17 protein-coding genes and 1 pseudogene are annotated in these 18,459 nt (G+C 72.3%); 15 read left to right on the top strand and 3 right to left on the bottom strand.

Annotation, left to right across the window (positions count from 1 at the left end):
• The first annotated feature begins 21 nt into the window (after nt 1–21).
• The 5 genes from IE237_RS35015 to IE237_RS34995 all read left to right on the top strand — a co-directional run bounded on the left by IE237_RS35015 (nt 22) and on the right by IE237_RS34995 (nt 4,895).
• A complete protein-coding gene (locus tag IE237_RS35015) occupies nt 22–387 on the top strand; it encodes a YraN family protein (protein ID WP_189806222.1) in 366 nt (121 codons plus the stop codon).
• On the top strand, nt 387–2,000 hold the full coding sequence (locus tag IE237_RS35010) for a YifB family Mg chelatase-like AAA ATPase (RefSeq protein ID WP_189806221.1): 1,614 nt from the start codon (nt 387–389) through the stop codon (nt 1,998–2,000). Before IE237_RS35015 ends, IE237_RS35010 begins: the two co-directional genes overlap by 1 nt.
• Nucleotides 1,997–3,199 carry a DNA-processing protein DprA gene (dprA, locus tag IE237_RS35005; RefSeq protein ID WP_189806220.1) on the top strand — a complete coding sequence of 401 codons (1,203 nt, stop codon included), beginning with the start codon at nt 1,997–1,999 and terminating at the stop codon, nt 3,197–3,199. The genes IE237_RS35010 and dprA overlap by 4 nt, the downstream gene beginning before the upstream one ends.
• 239 nt (nt 3,200–3,438) lie before the next feature.
• A complete protein-coding gene (gene whiG / locus IE237_RS35000; RefSeq protein WP_189806219.1) occupies nt 3,439–4,275 on the top strand; it encodes an RNA polymerase sigma factor WhiG in 837 nt (278 codons plus the stop codon).
• A 71-nt stretch (nt 4,276–4,346) separates the two neighbouring features.
• Entirely contained in the window at nt 4,347–4,895 is a 549-nt protein-coding gene (locus IE237_RS34995; RefSeq protein ID WP_189806267.1) for a TetR/AcrR family transcriptional regulator, read from the top strand.
• Nucleotides 4,896–5,006: 111 nt separating this feature from the next.
• Here IE237_RS34995 and IE237_RS34990 read toward each other — a convergent pair.
• Nucleotides 5,007–5,345, bottom strand: a pseudogene (locus IE237_RS34990) (peptidoglycan DD-metalloendopeptidase family protein); the annotation flags it as partial.
• A gap of 255 nt (nt 5,346–5,600) precedes the next feature.
• Here IE237_RS34990 and rpsB point away from each other — a divergent pair.
• The 10 genes from rpsB (at nt 5,601) to IE237_RS34940 (ending at nt 16,098) form a co-directional block, all read left to right on the top strand.
• The gene (rpsB, locus tag IE237_RS34985) at nt 5,601–6,482 is read left to right on the top strand and encodes a 30S ribosomal protein S2 (RefSeq protein ID WP_189806218.1); all 882 of its coding nucleotides are present in this window, start codon (nt 5,601–5,603) and stop codon (nt 6,480–6,482) included.
• A gap of 102 nt (nt 6,483–6,584) precedes the next feature.
• Nucleotides 6,585–7,421: a translation elongation factor Ts gene (tsf, locus tag IE237_RS34980; protein WP_189806217.1), complete on the top strand. Its 837-nt coding sequence runs from the start codon at nt 6,585–6,587 to the stop codon at nt 7,419–7,421.
• Between the two features lie 163 nt (nt 7,422–7,584).
• On the top strand, nt 7,585–8,349 hold the full coding sequence (gene pyrH, locus IE237_RS34975; protein WP_015036487.1) for a UMP kinase: 765 nt from the start codon (nt 7,585–7,587) through the stop codon (nt 8,347–8,349).
• Nucleotides 8,350–8,443: 94 nt separating this feature from the next.
• Nucleotides 8,444–9,001 (top strand): ribosome recycling factor, encoded by a 558-nt coding sequence (frr, locus tag IE237_RS34970; RefSeq protein ID WP_026057589.1) that lies wholly within the window; start codon nt 8,444–8,446, stop codon nt 8,999–9,001.
• Nucleotides 9,001–10,104 carry a phosphatidate cytidylyltransferase gene (locus tag IE237_RS34965; RefSeq protein WP_189806216.1) on the top strand — a complete coding sequence of 368 codons (1,104 nt, stop codon included), beginning with the start codon at nt 9,001–9,003 and terminating at the stop codon, nt 10,102–10,104. Before frr ends, IE237_RS34965 begins: the two co-directional genes overlap by 1 nt.
• 171 nt (nt 10,105–10,275) lie before the next feature.
• Nucleotides 10,276–11,388 carry a dual-specificity RNA methyltransferase RlmN gene (gene rlmN / locus IE237_RS34960; RefSeq protein WP_030690627.1) on the top strand — a complete coding sequence of 371 codons (1,113 nt, stop codon included), beginning with the start codon at nt 10,276–10,278 and terminating at the stop codon, nt 11,386–11,388.
• A 212-nt stretch (nt 11,389–11,600) separates the two neighbouring features.
• Nucleotides 11,601–12,695 carry a thiamine ABC transporter substrate-binding protein gene (locus IE237_RS34955; RefSeq protein WP_189806215.1) on the top strand — a complete coding sequence of 365 codons (1,095 nt, stop codon included), beginning with the start codon at nt 11,601–11,603 and terminating at the stop codon, nt 12,693–12,695.
• 38 nt (nt 12,696–12,733) lie between these two features.
• Complete coding sequence (locus IE237_RS34950) at nt 12,734–14,347, top strand: ABC transporter permease (protein ID WP_189806266.1); 1,614 nt, start codon at nt 12,734–12,736, stop codon at nt 14,345–14,347.
• The gene (locus IE237_RS34945) at nt 14,347–15,369 is read left to right on the top strand and encodes an ABC transporter ATP-binding protein (RefSeq protein WP_189806214.1); all 1,023 of its coding nucleotides are present in this window, start codon (nt 14,347–14,349) and stop codon (nt 15,367–15,369) included. The genes IE237_RS34950 and IE237_RS34945 overlap by 1 nt, the downstream gene beginning before the upstream one ends.
• Nucleotides 15,370–15,450: 81 nt before the next feature.
• Nucleotides 15,451–16,098 carry a dihydrofolate reductase family protein gene (locus tag IE237_RS34940; protein ID WP_189806213.1) on the top strand — a complete coding sequence of 216 codons (648 nt, stop codon included), beginning with the start codon at nt 15,451–15,453 and terminating at the stop codon, nt 16,096–16,098.
• Here the strand turns inward: IE237_RS34940 and IE237_RS34935 are convergent.
• Together IE237_RS34935 and IE237_RS34930 are read right to left on the bottom strand one after the other, a co-directional pair.
• Nucleotides 15,995–17,095, bottom strand: a complete 1,101-nt coding sequence (locus IE237_RS34935) for a hypothetical protein (RefSeq protein WP_189806212.1) — start codon at nt 17,093–17,095, stop codon at nt 15,995–15,997. The two genes, IE237_RS34940 and IE237_RS34935, sit on opposite strands and share 104 nt — an antisense overlap.
• 154 nt (nt 17,096–17,249) lie before the next feature.
• Nucleotides 17,250–18,389: an LOG family protein gene (locus IE237_RS34930; protein WP_189806211.1), complete on the bottom strand. Its 1,140-nt coding sequence runs from the start codon at nt 18,387–18,389 to the stop codon at nt 17,250–17,252.
• Between the last annotated feature and the right edge of the window lie 70 nt (nt 18,390–18,459).

The following is an 18,459-nucleotide window of genomic DNA, read 5'->3' as shown; positions in this document are numbered from 1 at the left end:
CGGTGACGGAGGTGGTACCGCATGAACAAGACCCAAGCACTCGGACGGTACGGCGAGGAGCTGGCGACCCGCCGGCTCACCGCGACCGGCATGCACATCCTCGCCCGGAACTGGCGCTGCGGCCGGAGCGGCGAGATCGACATCGTCGCCCGCGACGGCGACACCCTCGTCATCTGCGAGGTCAAGACCCGGCGCGACGGCGCCTACGAGCACCCGATGGCCGCCGTCACGCCCCGCAAGGCCGAGCGGCTCCGCCGCCTCGCCGCCTGCTGGCTCGACCGCAACGACACCCCGGCCCCCGGCGGCGGCGTCCGCATCGACCTCGTCGGCATCGTCCTGCCGCGCAAGGGCGCCCCCGTCCTCACCCACGCCCAGGGGGTGGCCTGATGGGATTCGCCCGCACCTGCTCCGTCGCCCTCGTCGGCGTCGAAGGCGTCGTCGTCGAGGTCCAGGCCGACCTCGAACCGGGCGTCGCCGCCTTCACCCTCGTCGGCCTTCCCGACAAGAGCCTCACCGAGAGCCGCGACCGGGTCCGCGCGGCCGTCGTCAACTCCGGTGGCGAATGGCCCCAGAAGAAGCTGACCGTCGGCCTCAGCCCGGCCTCCGTCCCCAAGGGCGGCTCGGGATTCGACCTGGCCGTCGCCGCCGCCGTCCTCGGCGCCGCCGAGCGCATCGACCCGCGAGCCATCGCCGACCTCGTCCTCATCGGCGAACTCGGCCTCGACGGGCGCGTCCGGCCCGTCCGCGGCGTCCTGCCCGCCGTCCTCGCCGCCGCCGACGCCGGATACAGCCAGGTCGTCGTCCCCGAACAGACCGCCGGCGAGGCCTCGCTCGTCCCCGGCGTCTCCGTCCTCGGCGTCCGCACCCTCCGCCAGCTGATCGCCGTCCTCACCGACGAACCCGTCCCCGACGAGGAAGCCGACGAAGAAGGCAGGCCCGACGCCATGCTCGCCGGGCTCCTGGTCCCCGGCGCGGGCCTCGGCACCGGACTCGCCGCCGGCCCCGCCGAAGGACCCGACCTCGCCGACGTCGCCGGCCAGCACCGGGCCCGCCTCGCCCTGGAGGTCGCCGCCGCGGGCAGCCACCACCTGATCCTCTCCGGCCCACCGGGCGCGGGAAAGACCATGCTGGCCGAGCGGCTCCCCGGCATCCTCCCGCCCCTCACCCGGCAGGAATCCCTGGAGGTCACCGCCGTCCACTCCGTCGCCGGCATCCTGCCGCCCGGCGAACCCCTCGTCCGCCGCGCCCCCTACTGCGCACCCCACCACTCCGCCACCATGCAGTCCCTGGTCGGCGGCGGGAACGGCCTCCCCAGGCCCGGCGCCGTCTCCCTGGCCCACCGGGGCGTCCTCTTCCTCGACGAAGCCCCGGAGTTCTCCGGCAAAGCACTCGACGCGCTCCGCCAGCCCCTCGAATCCGGACACGTCGTCATCGCCCGCGCCGCCGGCGTCGTCCGCCTCCCCGCCCGCTTCCTCCTCGCCCTCGCCGCCAACCCCTGCCCCTGCGGCCGGCACACCCTCCTCGGCACCGGCTGCGAATGCCCCGCCTCCCTCGTCCGCCGCTACCAGGCGCGGCTCTCCGGACCCCTGCTCGACCGCGTCGACCTCCGTGTGGAGGTCGAGCCCGTCACCCGGGCCGACCTCCTCGGACAGGGCGGGCGCGGCGAGACGACCGCCACCGTCGCCGGGCGCGTCCACGAGGCCCGGGCCAGGGCCGCCGCGCGCCTCGCCGACACCCCCTGGAGGGTGAACAGCGAGATCCCCGGACACGAGCTCCGCACCCGCTACCTCGCCGTACCCGGCGCCCTCGCCGCCGCGGAACGCGACATCGAGCGCGGGCTGCTCACCGCCCGCGGCCTCGACCGCGTCCTCCGCGTCGCCTGGACCGTCGCCGACCTGGCCGGACACGACCGGCCCGACAGCCAGGACATCGGCCTCGCCCTGGAACTGCGCACCGGCGTCGCCCGCGGCGTGCCCGTCGGAGCGGGGGAGTTCGTATGACCACTCCCTCCACTCCCTCCGCCCCCACGCCCGCTCCCCCTCCCGCCCCCACCGAGGAGCACCTCGCCCGTGCGGCCCTCAGCCGCGCCGTCGAGCCCGGCGACGAGCACGCCGGCCGCTGGCTCCGCCGGTACGGCGCCACCGGCTTCCTCGACCGCCTGCTCCACGGCGGGGACGACACCTCGCCCTTCCCCGGCACCGGAGCCAAACGCGTCGCCTCCTGGCGACAACGCGCCACCGCCGCCCGGCCCGGCCACGACCTCGACACCGTCCACGGCCTCGGCGGCCGCTTCCTCGTCCCCGGCGACACCGAATGGCCACGTCAACTCGACGACCTCGGCGACGCCCGACCGATCGGCCTCTGGGTGCGCGGCCCGGCCGACCTGCGCACCTGGGCCCTGCGCTCCGTCGCCCTCGTCGGCGCCCGCGCCTGCACCCCGTACGGCGCCCACACCGCGGCCGACCTCGCCGCGGGCCTCAGTCGACAGGGCTGGGTCGTCGTCTCGGGAGCCGCCTACGGCATCGACGGCGCCGCCCACCGGGGCGCCCTCGCCGCGGGCGGCGCGACCGTCGCCGTCCTCGCCTGCGGCGTCGACACCCCGTACCCCCGCGGCCACGACCGCCTCATCCGACGCGTCGCGGAACAGGGCCTCGTCGTCGGCGAGTTGCCCCCCGACAGCCACCCCACCCCCAGCCGCTTCATCCTCCGCAACCGCGTCATCGCCGCCCTCACCCGGGGGACCGTCGTCGTCGAGGCCCAGCACCGCAGCGGCTCCCTCGTCACCGCCCGCGCCGCCGCCCGCCTCGGCCGCCACACCATGGGCGTCCCCGGCCCCGTGACCAGCGCACTCTCCGCCGGCGTCCACGAACTGCTGCGCGGCGACGCCACCCTCGTCACCGACACCGACGAGATCATCGAGCTCGTCGGGGACATCGGCCGGCTCGCCCCCGCGCGCCGGGGCCCCGTCCTGCCCCGCGACCTCCTCGCCCCGGCCGCCGCGCACGTCCTCGAAGCGATCCCCGCCCGCGGTCCCACGCCCACCACCGTCGTCGCCCGCCGGGCCGGGACCACCCCGGACGACACCCTCGCCAAGCTGTACGAACTCCATTCGCTCGGCTTCGTCGAACGGCACGGGGAGGGCTGGCGGTTGACGAACACCGCGACAGAAGCGTCGAACGCCCGGCGAGGCGGTACTTGACCTGGCGCATTCGGGTGAAAAGGTGAAGCCGATGAAGAACCGAGTTCTCTCGGTCGCACCCGAGGGGCCGACACGCGCCACGGCCCGGGTTCGAAGATGTGGCCGACGGCGTCCACCCGGAGCGGCGCGATCCGCCGATGTTCGCGCACCGCGACAGCGCACTCACGCTACGCTCACCAGAATTCCCTCCAGGACAACCGCACCGACACACCCGACAGCAGAACGGCTCAAGGCAACGCATGCCCCAGCACACCTCCGGGTCTGACCGCGCTGCGGCGCCCCCAGCAGCCCGGGGCGCCATGCGACCGCCCGCACCGACCTCACTCGACGAGCTGTGGCGGTCCTACAAGGACACCGGCGACGAGCGGCTGCGGGAGCAGCTGATCCTGCACTACTCGCCCCTCGTCAAGTACGTCGCCGGACGAGTCAGCGTGGGGCTGCCGTCCAACGTGGAACAGGCCGATTTCGTCTCCTCCGGGGTCTTCGGCCTCATCGACGCCATCGAGAAGTTCGACGTCGAGCGGGCGATCAAGTTCGAGACGTACGCGATCACCCGCATCCGCGGCGCCATGATCGACGAACTCCGCGCCCTGGACTGGATCCCGCGCTCCGTCCGCCAGAAGGCCCGCAACGTCGAGCGCGCCTACGCCACCCTCGAAGCCCAGCTCCGCCGGACCCCCTCCGAGAGCGAGGTCGCCGCGGAGATGGACATCACGCTGGAGGAACTGCACGGGGTCTTCAGCCAGTTGTCCCTGGCGAACGTGGTCGCCCTGGAAGAGCTGCTGCACGTCGGCGGCGAGGGCGGCGACCGGCTGTCGCTCATGGACACCCTGGAGGACACCGCCGCCGACAACCCCGTCGAGGTGGCCGAGGACCGTGAGCTGCGCCGGCTGCTCGCCCGCGCCATCAACACGCTCCCCGAGCGGGAGAAGACCGTCGTCACGCTCTACTACTACGAGGGCCTGACCCTCGCCGAGATCGGCCATGTCCTCGGTGTCACCGAGAGCCGGGTCAGCCAGATCCACACCAAGTCCGTCCTCCAGCTCCGCGCCAAGCTGGCCGACGTCGGACGCTGAGGCTTGCGGCCCGGTCGTACAGTGGAGCCGTGCCCAGGATTCGAGCGGCCTCGGTGGCCGAGCACCGGACGATGCAGCGCGGCGCCCTGCTGGACGCCGCGCGTTCCCTGCTGTCCGAGGGTGGTACGGAGGCGCTGACCTTCTCCGCCCTCGCCGAGCGCACGGGCCTCGCCCGCTCGTCGGTCTACGAGTACTTCCGGTCCCGCGCCGCCGTCGTCGAAGAGCTGTGCGCCGTCGACTTCCCCGTCTGGGCCGCCGAGGTCGAGGCCGCCATGGCCGGCGCGGAGTCACCGAGCGGCAAGGTCGAGGCGTACGTCCGCAAGCAGCTGGACCTCGTCGGGGACCGGCGCCACCGCGCGGTCGTCGCCATCTCGGCGAGCGAACTGGACGACGGCGCCCGTGAGAAGATCCGCGCGGCCCACGGCGGCCTCGTCGCGATGATCGTCGAAGCACTCGCCGCCCTGGGACAGCCCCAGCCCCGCCTGGGCGCCATGCTCCTCCAGGGCGTCGTCGACGCCGCCGTCCGCCGCATCGAGCTCGGCGCCGCCGAGGATCCCGCGGACATCGCCGAAGCGGCGGTCACGATGGCCCTCCACGGCGTCACCGGCCGCCAGGCCTGAGCCACCCGCGAGCGGGAGCAGACGCGAGGGGGCCCTTCTCGTCAGGAGCAGGGGGTTCAGATACTCCCCGCCCCTGAGGAGACCCCAGTGGAGGCAGGCTCGGGGGCAGTGGGAGCTCTCCGTGACCCGTGCGATCGGGGTGCCCGCCGCGACCCGGGTGCCGGCCGGTACCAGCGGGGTCACCGGGGTGAAGGTCGTACGGAGCGGGGGAGTGCCCCTGCCCGGAAGGGTGAGGGTGACGGCGCCGCGGCCGCCCACCGGGCCCGCGAAGGTGACCGTGCCCGCGGCCGGGGCGACGACCGGGGTGCCCGGGGGCGCGGCGAGGTCCACACCGCGGTGGCCCGCGGCGTACGGGCCGGGCGGGGGCTGCCAGCCGCGGAGGATCTCCGGCGGGGGCGGGCCCACCGGCCACACGAGGGCCAGGGCGAGGAACAGAGGGATCAGATGCATGGGGGAAGGCTCCCCCGGGCGTCCGGTTCGTTCCGATGACAGACGGTATCTGTGGACTACTCGCCGGTTGTGGACAGTGCCGTCACCCGGCGCTCCCGGGGTCCCGTACACTTCCTATGGCGACTCGGGTCACCGGGTCGACTTCGCACGCCCCGCCACCAGCCTTCACGGCGGGTGGCAGCGCCTTTCGGTCCTTCGTGGCACGGCGCGCCGGGGCGTCAGGAACACAACCGAGAAACCCAAGGAGATACGGCCATGGCCGTCGTCACGATGCGGGAGCTGCTGGAGAGCGGCGTCCACTTCGGTCACCAGACCCGTCGCTGGAACCCGAAGATGAAGCGCTTCATCTTCACCGAGCGCAACGGCATCTACATCATCGACCTGCTCCAGTCGCTGTCGTACATCGACCGCGCCTACGAGTTCGTCAAGGAGACCGTCGCGCACGGCGGCTCCATCATGTTCGTCGGTACGAAGAAGCAGGCCCAGGAGGCCATCGCCGAGCAGGCGACGCGTGTCGGCATGCCGTACGTCAACCAGCGTTGGCTCGGTGGCATGCTCACCAACTTCTCCACCGTCTACAAGCGTCTGCAGCGCCTCAAGGAGCTCGAGCAGATCGACTTCGAGGACGTCGCCGCCTCGGGTCTCACCAAGAAGGAGCTCCTGGTCCTCTCCCGCGAGAAGGCCAAGCTGGAGAAGACCCTCGGTGGTATCCGCGAGATGCAGAAGGTGCCGAGCGCCGTCTGGATCGTCGACACCAAGAAGGAGCACATCGCCGTCGGTGAGGCGCGCAAGCTCCACATCCCGGTCGTCGCGATCCTCGACACCAACTGCGACCCCGACGAGGTCGACTACAAGATCCCGGGCAACGACGACGCGATCCGCTCCGTCACCCTGCTCACCCGCGTGATCGCCGACGCCGTCGCCGAGGGCCTCATCGCCCGCTCCGGCGCCGCGACCGGCGACTCGAAGCCGGGCGAGAAGGCCGCCGGAGAGCCCCTCGCCGAGTGGGAGCGCGACCTGCTCGAGGGCGAGAAGAAGGCCGACGAGGCTGTCGAGGCCCCCGCCGCCGAGGCCGCTGCCGAGGCTCCGGCCGAGGCCGCCGCCGAGGCTCCGGCCACGGACGCCGAGCAGGCCTGACCCTTCAGGACCTTCGGGTGACGACGGCGGGGGCCCACGAAGCCCCCGCCGTCCACCCGTGGACCCGCCCGATCTTTCAGACTTCGAGAGAGAAACAGACTCATGGCGAACTACACCGCCGCTGACGTCAAGAAGCTCCGCGAGCTCACCGGCGCCGGCATGATGGACTGCAAGAAGGCCCTGGACGAGGCCGACGGCAACGTCGACAAGGCCGTCGAGGCGCTGCGTATCAAGGGTCAGAAGGGCGTCGCCAAGCGCGAGGGCCGCTCTGCCGAGAACGGCGCCGTGGTCTCCCTCATCGCCGACGACAACACCTCCGGTGTCCTGGTCGAGCTGAAGTGCGAGACGGACTTCGTCGCCAAGGGTGACAAGTTCCAGGCCGTCGCCGCCCAGCTGGCCGAGCACGTCGCCGCCACCGCCCCGGCCGACCTGGCCGCGCTGCTCGCCTCCGAGATCGAGGCCGGCAAGACCGTGCAGGCGTTCGTCGACGAGGCCAACGCCAACCTCGGCGAGAAGATCGTCCTGGACCGCTTCGCGCAGTACGCCGACGGCTTCGTCTACGCGTACATGCACCGCACGATGCCGGACCTCCCGCCGCAGATCGGTGTCCTCGTCGAGTTCGACAAGGCCGACGCCGACGTCGCCAAGGGTGTCGCCCAGCACATCGCCGCCTTCGCGCCGAAGTACCTCACCAAGGAAGACATTCCGGCCGAGGTCGTCGAGTCCGAGCGTCGCATCGCCGAGGAGACCACCCGCGCCGAGGGCAAGCCCGAGGCCGCGATCGCCAAGATCGTCGAGGGTCGCGTCAACGGCTTCTTCAAGGACGCCACGCTGCTCGGCCAGCCGTACGCCCTTGACAACAAGAAGTCCGTCCAGAAGGTCCTGGACGAGGCCGGTGTCACCCTGAAGCGCTTCACCCGCATCAAGGTCGGCATCTGAGTCCGTACGCGAACGCGACGGACGCCGGACCCCGGTAGGGTCTGAGGCAGTCGTCCGCGCACGCGCAGGACGACCGCAGATCTGACGAGGAGGCCATTGCCGTACGGGATACCGCGAGGACCCAAGGCAATGGCCTCCTTCGTATGTGCACGAGGAGATCTCCATGAACCAGGGCGCCGTACAGGGCGACGACAACAACGGCAAGAAGGCCGGCCGCTACATGCTGAAGCTGTCCGGAGAAGCTTTCTCCGGCGGTACCGGCCTGGGCGTCGACCCCGACGTCGTGCACGCCATCGCGCGTGAGATCGCGGCCGTCGTCCGCGACGGCGCGGAGATCGCGATCGTGATCGGCGGCGGCAACTTCTTCCGCGGCGCCGAGCTCCAGCAGCGCGGCATGGACCGGGCCCGCTCCGACTACATGGGCATGCTCGGCACCGTGATGAACTGCCTCGCGCTCCAGGACTTCCTGGAGAAGGAGGGCATCGACTCCCGCGTCCAGACCGCCATCACCATGGGGCAGGTCGCCGAGCCGTACATCCCGCTGCGCGCCGTGCGCCACCTGGAGAAGGGCCGCGTGGTCATCTTCGGTGCGGGCATGGGCATGCCGTACTTCTCCACGGACACCACCGCCGCCCAGCGGGCCCTGGAGATCGACGCCGAGGCCCTGCTCATGGGCAAGAACGGCGTGGACGGCGTCTACGACTCCGACCCGAAGGCCAACCCCGACGCGGTCAAGTTCGACGCCCTCGAGTACGGCGAGGTGATCTCCCGCGACCTCAAGGTCGCCGACGCCACCGCCATCACCCTGTGCCGGGACAACAACCTCCCGATCCTCGTCTTCGAACTGCTCACCGAGGGCAATATCGCTCGCGCGGTGAAGGGTGAGAAGATCGGCACGCTCGTGAGCGACCAGGGCACCCGGGCCTGACCCGAACCGGGGAACCGCCCCGCAAGGGGATGGACAGAGCCCTGCCGGTCGTACACCGTGCAGGACACAACGCGACGACACGCAGGAGCATGTGGTGATCGAAGAGACCCTCCTCGAGGCCGAGGAGAAGATGGAGAAGGCCGTCGTGGTCGCCAAGGAGGACTTCGCCGCGATCCGCACCGGCCGTGCGCACCCGGCGATGTTCAACAAGATCGTGGCCGACTACTACGGTGCCATCACCCCCATCAACCAGCTGGCGTCCTTCTCCGTCCCGGAGCCGCGCATGGCCGTGGTGACGCCGTTCGACAAGAGCGCCCTGCGCAACATCGAGCAGGCGATCCGGGACTCGGACCTCGGGGTCAACCCGAGCAACGACGGCAACATCATCCGGGTGGTGTTCCCCGAGCTGACCGAGGAGCGCCGCCGGGAGTACATCAAGGTCGCCAAGGGCAAGGCCGAGGACTCGAAGATCTCGATCCGCTCGGTGCGCCGCAAGGCCAAGGAGACCATCGACAAGCTCGTCAAGGACGGCGAGGTCGGCGAGGACGAGGGCCGCCGCGCCGAGAAGGAGCTCGACGACACCACCGCGAAGTACGTCGCGCAGGTGGACGAGCTGCTCAAGCACAAGGAAGCCGAGCTGCTCGAGGTCTGATGAACGACTCTTCCTGGGGGGCCCCGGCCGGTTCCGGCCGTGGGGGACCCGACCAGGGGCCCGCCCCGGCGGGTCCCGCATACGATCGGCATCAGGCGGCGCAGACTCGGCCCATGCCCATCGTGCCCGACGTTCCCGCCGGCGGATTCCAGGACGGTCACGGTCGGGGGGCCGCTCACCCGAGCGGTCCCCTGTTCCGTGACGAGACGCCGCACGAGCACCCGCAGGAGCCCATGTCCAGCCCCACCCCGCCTCCGCCGCCCGCGCCGACGGCGCCACGGCAGAAGAAGAGCGCGGGGCGCAATCTGGGCGCGGCCATAGGGGTCGGGGTCGGCCTCGGGGCCGTCATCATCGCCTCGCTGTACATCTGGGCGCCGGCGTTCATCGGGGTGATAGCGGTCGCCGTGGTGGTCGGGCTGTGGGAGCTGACCTCCCGCCTCCAGGAGCGCAAGGGGATCAAGGCTCCGCTGGTGCCGCTCGCGGTCGGCGGTGCGGCGATGGTCGTCGCCGGCTACGTCCGGGGTGCCGAGGGTGCCTGGGTGGCGATGGCCCTGACGGCGCTCGCGGTGCTCGTCTGGCGGATGACGGAGCCTCCCGAGGGCTACCTGAAGGACGTCACGGCGGGCGTCTTCGCGGCGTTCTACGTGCCGTTCCTGGCGACCTTCGTGGCGCTGCTGCTGACCGCGGACGACGGCCCGGAGCGGGTGCTGACCTTCCTGATCCTGACCGTGGTCAGCGACACGGGGGCGTACGCGGTCGGCTGGCGCTTCGGGAAGCACAAGCTGGCTCCGCGGATCAGTCCCGGCAAGACCCGGGAGGGTCTGGTCGGCGCGGTGACGTTCGCGATGGCGGCGGGCGCGCTGTGCATGGAGTTCATGATCGACGAGGGTGCCTGGTGGCAGGGGCTGATCCTCGGCCTTGCGGTGGCGGCGAGCGCGACGCTCGGCGACCTCGGCGAGTCGATGATCAAGCGTGACCTGGGCATCAAGGACATGGGCACGCTGCTGCCGGGCCACGGCGGCATCATGGACCGCCTGGACTCCCTGCTGCCGACGGCACCGGTGGTGTGGCTGCTGCTGGCCTTGTTCGTCGGAACGGCTTGACGGACAGCGGGTACTCTGGAAGGGCTCGTGGCGCGTGCGCCGCGGGCCCTTCCGTCGTCCTCGCCGCTGCGGGGACGGTCCAGTGAGGTCTCCTGGCTCCGGCATCGTGATGCCGCCCTTCCCGCCGATGCGGGATGCCGGACCTCGTGCCGTCTGAGGAGACACCCGATCGTGGCCCGTCCAGTGCCCGGAGAACTCACTTTCGTCGCCCCCCGCGGAGCCAAGAAGCCGCCGCGGCACCTGGCCGACCTCTCGCCCGCCGAGCGGAAGGAGGCCGTCGCCGCGATCGGCGAGAAGCCGTTCCGCGCCAAGCAGCTGTCCACGCACTACTTCGCGCGGTACGCGCACGACCCCGCCGAGTGGACCGACATCCCGGCCGCCTCGCGGGAGAAGCTGGCCGGGGAGCTGCTGCCCGATCTGATGTCCGTGGTGCGGCACATCTCGTGCGACGACGACACCACCCGCAAGACCCTGTGGCGGCTGCACGACGGCACGCTCGTGGAGTCGGTGCTCATGCGCTACCCGGACCGGGTGACCATGTGCATCTCCTCGCAGGCCGGATGCGGGATGAACTGCCCGTTCTGCGCGACCGGGCAGGCGGGCCTCGACCGGAACCTGTCGACCGCCGAGATCGTGCACCAGATCGTGGACGGGATGCGCTCCCTGCGCGACGGCGAGGTGCCCGGCGGGCCGGCGCGGCTGTCCAACATCGTGTTCATGGGCATGGGCGAGCCCCTCGCCAACTACAAGCGGGTCGTCGGCGCCATCCGGCGGCTGACCGACCCCGAGCCGGACGGCCTCGGGCTCTCGCAGCGCGGCATCACCGTCTCCACCGTCGGTCTCGTGCCCGCGATGCTGCGCTTCGCCGACGAGGGCTTCAAGTGCCGGCTCGCGGTCTCGCTGCACGCTCCGGACGACGAGCTCCGCGACACCCTGGTACCCGTCAACACGCGCTGGAAGGTGCGGGAGGTCCTCGACGCGGCCTGGGAGTACGCGGAGAAGTCCGGGCGCCGGATCTCCATCGAGTACGCCCTCATCCGGGACATCAACGACCAGGCCTGGCGGGGTGACCTGCTCGGCCGGCTGCTCAAGGGCAAGCGGGTGCACGTCAACCTGATCCCGCTGAACCCGACGCCCGGTTCGAAGTGGACGGCGTCCCGCCCCGAGGACGAGAAGGCCTTCGTCGAGGCGATCGCCCGCCACGGCGTGCCGGTGACCGTGCGGGACACCCGGGGCCAGGAGATCGACGGTGCCTGTGGACAGCTCGCGGCCGCGGAGCGCTGACCTTGTAGTCTGAGCTCGAACACATCTCCATATTCCGACAGGGGAGCGCCACAGCGCTGAGAGTGCGGTCACCGTAGGACCGCAGACCCTCTGAACCTCGCCCAGGTCATTCTGGGTAGGAAGTTCGGTCGTAACTCAAGCTGTTGCGCCCTGCCCACCTTCGGGTGGGCGGGGCCGCGTCTCTTCCTGGTCATACCCAGGAGGAAATTCCAGTGAGCATCAAGAAGGCTGCTGCCGCCGCGCTCGTCGCGGCGCTCGGCGTCACCAGCCTCGCCGCGTGCGGCACCGACGACGTCCGGGGCGCGGCCGGCAAGACCGGAGAGCCCGCGCCGAAGACCGTGACGCTGGTGAGCCACGACTCGTTCAACGCCTCCAAGGAGGTGCTGGCGGACTTCACCCGGCAGACCGGTTTCACCGTCAAGGTCCTGAAGAGCGGCGACGCCGGTGAGGCCGTCAACAAGGAGATCCTGACCAAGGGCTCCCCGCAGGGCGACGTCTTCTTCGGCGTCGACAACACGCTGCTGTCCCGCGCCCTCGACAACGGGATCTTCGTCCCGTACGAGGCGAAGGGCCTGGACCGGGTCCCGGCCGCGTACCAGCTCGACAAGGAGCACCGGGTCACCCCGATCGACTCCGGCGACATCTGCGTCAACTACGACAAGAAGTACTTCGCCGACAGGAAGCTGGCGCCGCCGGTGACCTTCGACGACCTGGCGAAGCCGGCGTACAAGGACCTCCTCGTCGTCGAGAACCCGGAGCGGTCCTCCCCGGGCCTCGGCTTCCTCCTCGGCACCGCCGCGAAGTACGGCGACGAGGGCTGGCAGGACTACTGGAAGAAGCTCAAGGCCAACGGCGTGAAGACCGTCGACAGCTGGGAGCTCGCCTACAACCAGGAGTTCTCCGGCTCGGCCGGCGGCAAGCAGGCCAAGGGCGACCGCCCGCTGGTCGTGTCGTACGCCTCCAGCCCGCCGGTCGAGGTGCTCTACGGCGAGCCGCAGCCGAAGGTGGCGCCCACCGGCGTCTCCACCGGCACCTGCTTCCGGCAGACCGAGTTCGCGGGTCTGCTGAACGGGGCGAAGAACCCCGAGGGCGGCAAGGCGCTGATCGACTTCCTGATCTCCAAGAAGTTCCAGGAGGACATGCCGCTCCAGATGTTCGTCAACCCGGTGGCGAAGGACGCGGCCCTGCCCGAGCTGTTCACGAAGCACGGCGTGGTGATCGACAAGCCGGAGACCATGGCGCCCGAGAAGATCGCCGAGAAGCGTGACCCGTGGATCCAGCAGTGGTCGTCGCTCGTTCTGAAGTAGTCCCCGACCGCCGGGGAAGCGCGGCGCGGCTCGGCCTGATGGCCGTGCCCGTCGCCTTCTTCGCGCTCTTCTTCGCCTGGCCCGTCGCCTCGATCGTGGAGCGCGGGCTGCGGGTCGACGGGGTGTGGCAGTTCGGCCGGTTCGGCGAGACGCTGAGCCGGCCGGAGATCCTCGACGTCCTGTGGTTCACGCTCTGGCAGGCGCTCGCCTCCACCGGGCTGACCCTGCTGATCGCGCTGCCCGGCGCGTACGTCTTCGCGCGTTTCGACTTCCGCGGGAAGGGGCTGCTGCGCGCGGTCGTCACCGTGCCCTTCGTGATGCCGACCGTCATGGTCGGTACGGCCTTCCTGGCGCTCGTCGGTCGCGGCGGGCTCCTCGACGAGCTGTGGGGCGTACGGCTCGACACCACGGTCTGGGCGATCCTGATCGCCCATGTGTTCTTCAACTACGCCGTCGTCGTACGGACCGTCGGGGGCCTGTGGGCGCAGCTCGACCCACGCCAGGAGGAGGCGGCCCGGGTCCTCGGCGCGTCCCGCTGGAAGGCGTGGCGGACCGTGACCCTGCCGGCGCTCGCCCCGTCGGTCGCCGCGGCGGCGCTGATGGTCTTCCTGTTCACGGCGAGCTCCTTCGCCGTCGTCCAGATCCTGGGTGGATCCACGTACTCCACCCTGGAGACGGAGATCTACCGGCAGACCGTCGTCCGCTTCGACCTGACGACGGCGGCCGTCCTCACGATGGTGCAGTTCGTCGCCGTCGGCGTCGTCCTCGCCGTGCACGCCCGGACGGTCCGCCGCCGGGAGACCGCGCTGAGGATGGTGGCACCCGAGGAGGCGGCCCGCCGGCCCCGGGGCATCGGCCAGTGGGCGCTCTTCGCGGGCGTGCTGCTCTCCGTCGCCCTGCTGATCGTGCTGCCGCTCGGGGTGCTCGTCGAGCGGTCCTTCGCCACCTCCCACGGGTACGGGCTCGACTACTACCGGGCCCTGCAGACCCCCGACCCCTCCGGCACCTTCCTCGTGCCCCTGCTCGACACGATCGGGAACTCGCTGCGGTACGCCGTCGTCGCCACCCTGATCGCCCTCGTCATCGGCGGGCTCGCCGCGGCCGCGCTGACCAGGCGGGCCGGGCGGCTCGTCCGGGGCTTCGACGCGCTCCTCATGCTGCCGCTCGGGGTGTCGGCCGTCACCGTCGGCTTCGGGTTCCTCATCACGCTCGACGAGCCGCCGTTCGACCTGCGGGCCAGCTGGATCCTCGTACCGCTCGCGCAGGCCCTGGTCGGCGTCCCCTTCGTCGTGCGGACGATGCTGCCGGTCCTCCGCGCGGTGGACGAGCGGCTGCGGGAGGCGGCGGCCGTGCTCGGCGCCTCGCCGTGGCGGGCCTGGCGCGAGGTGGACCTGCCGCTGGTGCGGCGGGCGCTGCTCATCGCGGCCGGGTTCGCGTTCGCGGTGTCGCTCGGCGAGTTCGGGGCGACCGTGTTCATCGCCCGGCCCGACAGCCCGACGCTTCCGGTGGCGGTGGCCCGGCTGCTCGGCCGGCCCGGCGAGCTCAACTACGGCCAGGCGATGGCCCTCTCGACGATTCTGATGGTGGTGTGCGCGGTGTCCCTGCTGCTGCTCGAACGACTGCGCACCGACCGGACCTCCGGGGAGTTCTGATGCTTTCGATCGAGGACGCGACCGTACGGTTCGGGGAGCGGGCCGTGCTCGACGCCGTGCGCCTGGACGTCGCCGAGCACGAGATCGTGTGCGTGCTCGGCCCGAGCGGCAGCGGCAAGTCCACGATGCTGCGGGCCGTCGCCGGGCTCCAGGCGCTCGACGGGGGCCGGGTGCTGCTCGGCGGCGCCGACCAGGCCGGGGTGCCGGTGCACCGGCGGGGCGTCGGCCTGATGTTCCAGGACCACCAGCTGTTCCCGCAGCGGGACGTCGGCGGCAACGTCGCCTTCGGGCTGCGGATGCGGGGTGCCGGGAAGGCCGAGCAGGCGGAGCGGGTGCGGGAGCTGCTCGACCTCGTCGGCCTCCCGGGGGCCGAGCGGCGGTCCGTCGCCGCGCTCTCCGGCGGCGAGCAGCAGCGGGTGGCGCTGGCCCGCGCCCTGGCGCCCCGGCCCCGCCTCCTGATGCTCGACGAACCGCTCGGCCAGCTGGACCGGGGGCTGCGGGAGCGGCTCGTGGTGGAGTTGCGGCAGCTCTTCGGGCGGCTCGGGACGACGGTCCTCGCGGTCACCCACGACCAGGGCGAGGCCTTCGCGCTCGCCGACCGGCTCGTGGTCATGCGGGACGGGCGGATCGCCCAGTCCGGGACGCCCGTCGACGTGTGGCGGCGGCCCGCGTCGGAGTTCGTGGCGCGGTTCCTCGGCTTCGACAACGTGGTGGCGGCACGGGTGACCGGCGGCGTCGCGCAGACCGTGTGGGGGAAGGTCCCGGTCCCGGACGGCTCGCCGGAGGGGGAGCGGCGGCTCCTCGTCCGCCCGGGCGGGGTGCGGCTGGTGGCGGAGGGGCCGGTCTGGACGGTGGAGTCCCGGACCTTCCGCGGCAGCCATGCCGTCGTACGGCTCCGCCCGGCCGAAGGGCCCGCCCTGGAGGCCGAGCTGCCGCTCCGCGAGGCGCCGGAGGAGGGCGCGCGGGTCGGAGTGGAGTTCCGTGCGGAGGACGTGGTGGTGCTGGGGGACGACACCCCGTAGCGGGTGCGATGAGTTTTCCCGGTCGGGGGAGTCTCCTTAGGTGTTCGGCGTCTCTCCGCCCACCACACAGGAGGCACAGCGATGGGCCAGTTGCTCAGAGTGCAGAACTTCATGGTCTCGTCCGACGGTTTCGGTACGGGGGAGGGCCAGAGCCTGGAGCGGCCGTTCGGCCACGCGGATCCGGGGGAGCTGTTCTCCTGGGCCGGGGCCACGGCGAGCTGGCCCAACCGCACCGACCCCGGGGGCAGCCGGGGCCTCGACGACTACTTCACGCGGGACTTCGCCCGGAACATCGGCGCCGAGATCATGGGCCGCAACAAGTTCGGGCCCCAGCGTGGGCCCTGGCAGGACGAGGAGTGGCGCGGCTGGTGGGGCGACGAGCCGCCGTTCCACACGCCGGTGTTCGTCCTGACCCACCATCCGCGTCCGTCGTTCACGCTCTCCGACACCACGTTCCACTTCATCGACGCCGACCCGGCCACGGCCCTGGCGACCGCGCGGGAGGCGGCGGACGGCAAGGACGTCCGGCTCGGCGGCGGGGCGACCACGATCCGGGAGTTCCTCGACGCCGACCTCGTGGACACCCTGCACGTCGCGGTCTCGCCGGTGAAGCTCGGCGCCGGGGTCAAGCTCTGGGACTCGCCCGACGAGCTGCTCGACCGGTTCCACCGCGATGTCGTGCCCAGCCCGGGCGGGACGGTGACGCACCACCTCTACTGGCGGAAGTGACCGGCCGGCATCGTCCGCAGGCCGTACGGGTCGCCCGCTGGAACCGGTGGGCGGCCCGGGCGAGGGCGAGCCCGTAGAGGGAGAAGCCGCCGTAGGCGACGGCGACCACCCAGGGGGCGTGGTCCGCCATGCCGACGTCGATGACACCGGTCCAGGCGAGCACGCCCAGCGCGGCGAGGAAGGCCCCGAACGGGGCGAGCGCGCCCGCCCCGGCCCAGCCGAGCGCGAGCAGCGGCAGCCGGGGCAGCCGCCGGCCCCACGGCCGGGTCAGCGCGAGCGCGAGGGCCATGCCGATGAGGGCGAGGACGGCGGTGACGTCGACCCCGTGGTCGTACAGCCAGATGCCCAGGTCGCTGGTGTACTCGGGGTCGGCACCGGGGCGGCCGGTGCCCGTGTAGCCGGGGGTGACGCCCAGCGCCCACATCGTCTTCAGGACGGTGTACGGGACGAGGGCGGCGACGGCGACGAGACCGGCGCGGGTGGCGGGCGCGCTCTCCGTGCCCGTGGCGGTGCGGCCACGCCCGCCGCAGTACAGGCACGTGCCGAGCGCCCGGCGGCGGTGGGCGAGGGCCGCGCGCCCCCACAGCACCGCGCCGAGGACGGCGAGGGACTGGTTGACCAGGGCCGCCCAGTCGACCGGGTCCTGGTTGCGGGACAGGAAGAACAGCAGGTGGGTGGGGCTGAGGAGGGCCGGGAAGCCCGAGGTCAGACAGAGCGCGACGACCGCCCAGGCAGCGGTGGACAGCCACCTCGTGTCCGGGCGGCGGAGCAGCGCGTACGCGAGGACGGCGGTGGTCCCGTACAGCACCGCCGCGGCTGCCTCGGCGGCCGTGCCCGTTCCCTTGCCGAGGAGCGCGTAGCCGAACGCGGGCCCGGTGAGGGCGGCGAGCCCCGCGCCCGTGGCGTACAGAAGCGACCAGAGGAGGGCGGCGCGCCCCGCCCAGGAGGGCCAGTCGGCCCAGGACGGCCGTTCGGCCGGACGTGTCTTCGGCGTCATGGTCCGAGCCTCGCGGGAAGCGCCCCCCGGGGGCGTCGGCCTGTGGTCGCCTCCCGCTCCGCCGTGCGGCGGAGGCGGGGATACGGCTCAGGGGGCAGGCCCCCGCCGGCCTCTCGGCAGCACTTCGTGAGCCCCCGCCGGCCCGCCCGCCCCGTCAGGCCTTCGCCAGCCGCTCCAGGGCCTCCGGAGCCTCGTCGATCGAGTCCACGAGGGTGATGCGGGCCGCCATCGGGCGGCCGGCGGCCAGGGCCTCCAGGAGGGGCCAGGCCGGGAGGTGTTCCGTCCAGTGGGCGCGGTTCACCAGGACCATCGGGGTCGCGTCGCCCCGGGACCCGTAGTAGTTCGGGGTCGCGTTGTCGAAGACCTCCTGCACCGTGCCCGCCGCTCCCGGGAGGAAGACGATGCCCGCCGTCGAGCGGGCGAGCAGGCCGTCCTCCCTGGTGGCGTTGGCGAAGTACTTGGCGATGTGGTCGGCGAAGGGGTTCGGCGGCTCGTGGCCGTAGAACCAGGTGGGGATGCCGACCGAGTCGCCGCCGTGCGGCCACAGGTCCCGTACCGCGAAGGCGGCGCGTGCCCAGTCGGTCACCGACGGGGTGAAGGACGGGGCCCGAGCGAGGAGGTCGAGCGCGGAGGTGAGGGCCGCGTCCTCGAAGGGCGCGAGGTACGCGCCGAGGTTCGCCGCTTCCATCGCGCCCGGTCCGCCGCCGGTCGCCACGGTCATCCCGGCGCGGGCCAGGGACCTGCCGAGCCGGGCCGCGCCCGCGTACGCCTCCGTGCCCCGGCCCATCGCGTGCCCGCCCATGACGCCGACGACCCGGGCTCCGTCGAGGAGTTCGTCGAGGGCGTCGGAGACGGCGTCGTCGTGGAGGGAGCGGAGCATCGAGGAGAGGATGTCGCCGTCGGCCCTGGTCCGGCCGAACCACGCGTACGCGCGCGCGTCCGGCGTTCCCCCGTACCCGGCGTCGGTGATCCCCTCGTAGAGCTCCTCGGGGGTGTAGAGCCGCGCCCGGTAGGGGTCGAAGGGCAGCTCGGGGACGGGCGGGAAGACGAGTGCCCCGTCGGCGCGGACCTTGGCGGCGGCCTCCGGCTCCATCCGGCAGCCGAGGAAGACGGCGTCGGCGGTGACCGCGGTGAGCAGGGTGAAGGTCCGGCCGGTGAGGTCGATCGACTGGATCCGGTGTCCTGTCAGTGAGCCGGGGCGGGCTGCGGCGGCGTCGAACTCGGCGAGCGTGTGGATCTCGCGTCCGTGCCCGCGCGGTCCGGGCGGGCGGTGTGCCGGGGGAAGCGTCGCCATGGGCCCACGATAGGGGCCGCCGTGGTGGGCGGCCCCTCGTGCGGGTGGCCGAGCCGGGCGGGCGCTGGGC

The sequence above is a fragment of the Streptomyces tanashiensis genome (genome assembly GCF_014648895.1).
Classification (GTDB): Bacteria; Actinomycetota; Actinomycetes; order Streptomycetales; family Streptomycetaceae; genus Streptomyces; species Streptomyces tanashiensis.
This window is presented reverse-complemented; position numbering and strand designations above follow the sequence as displayed.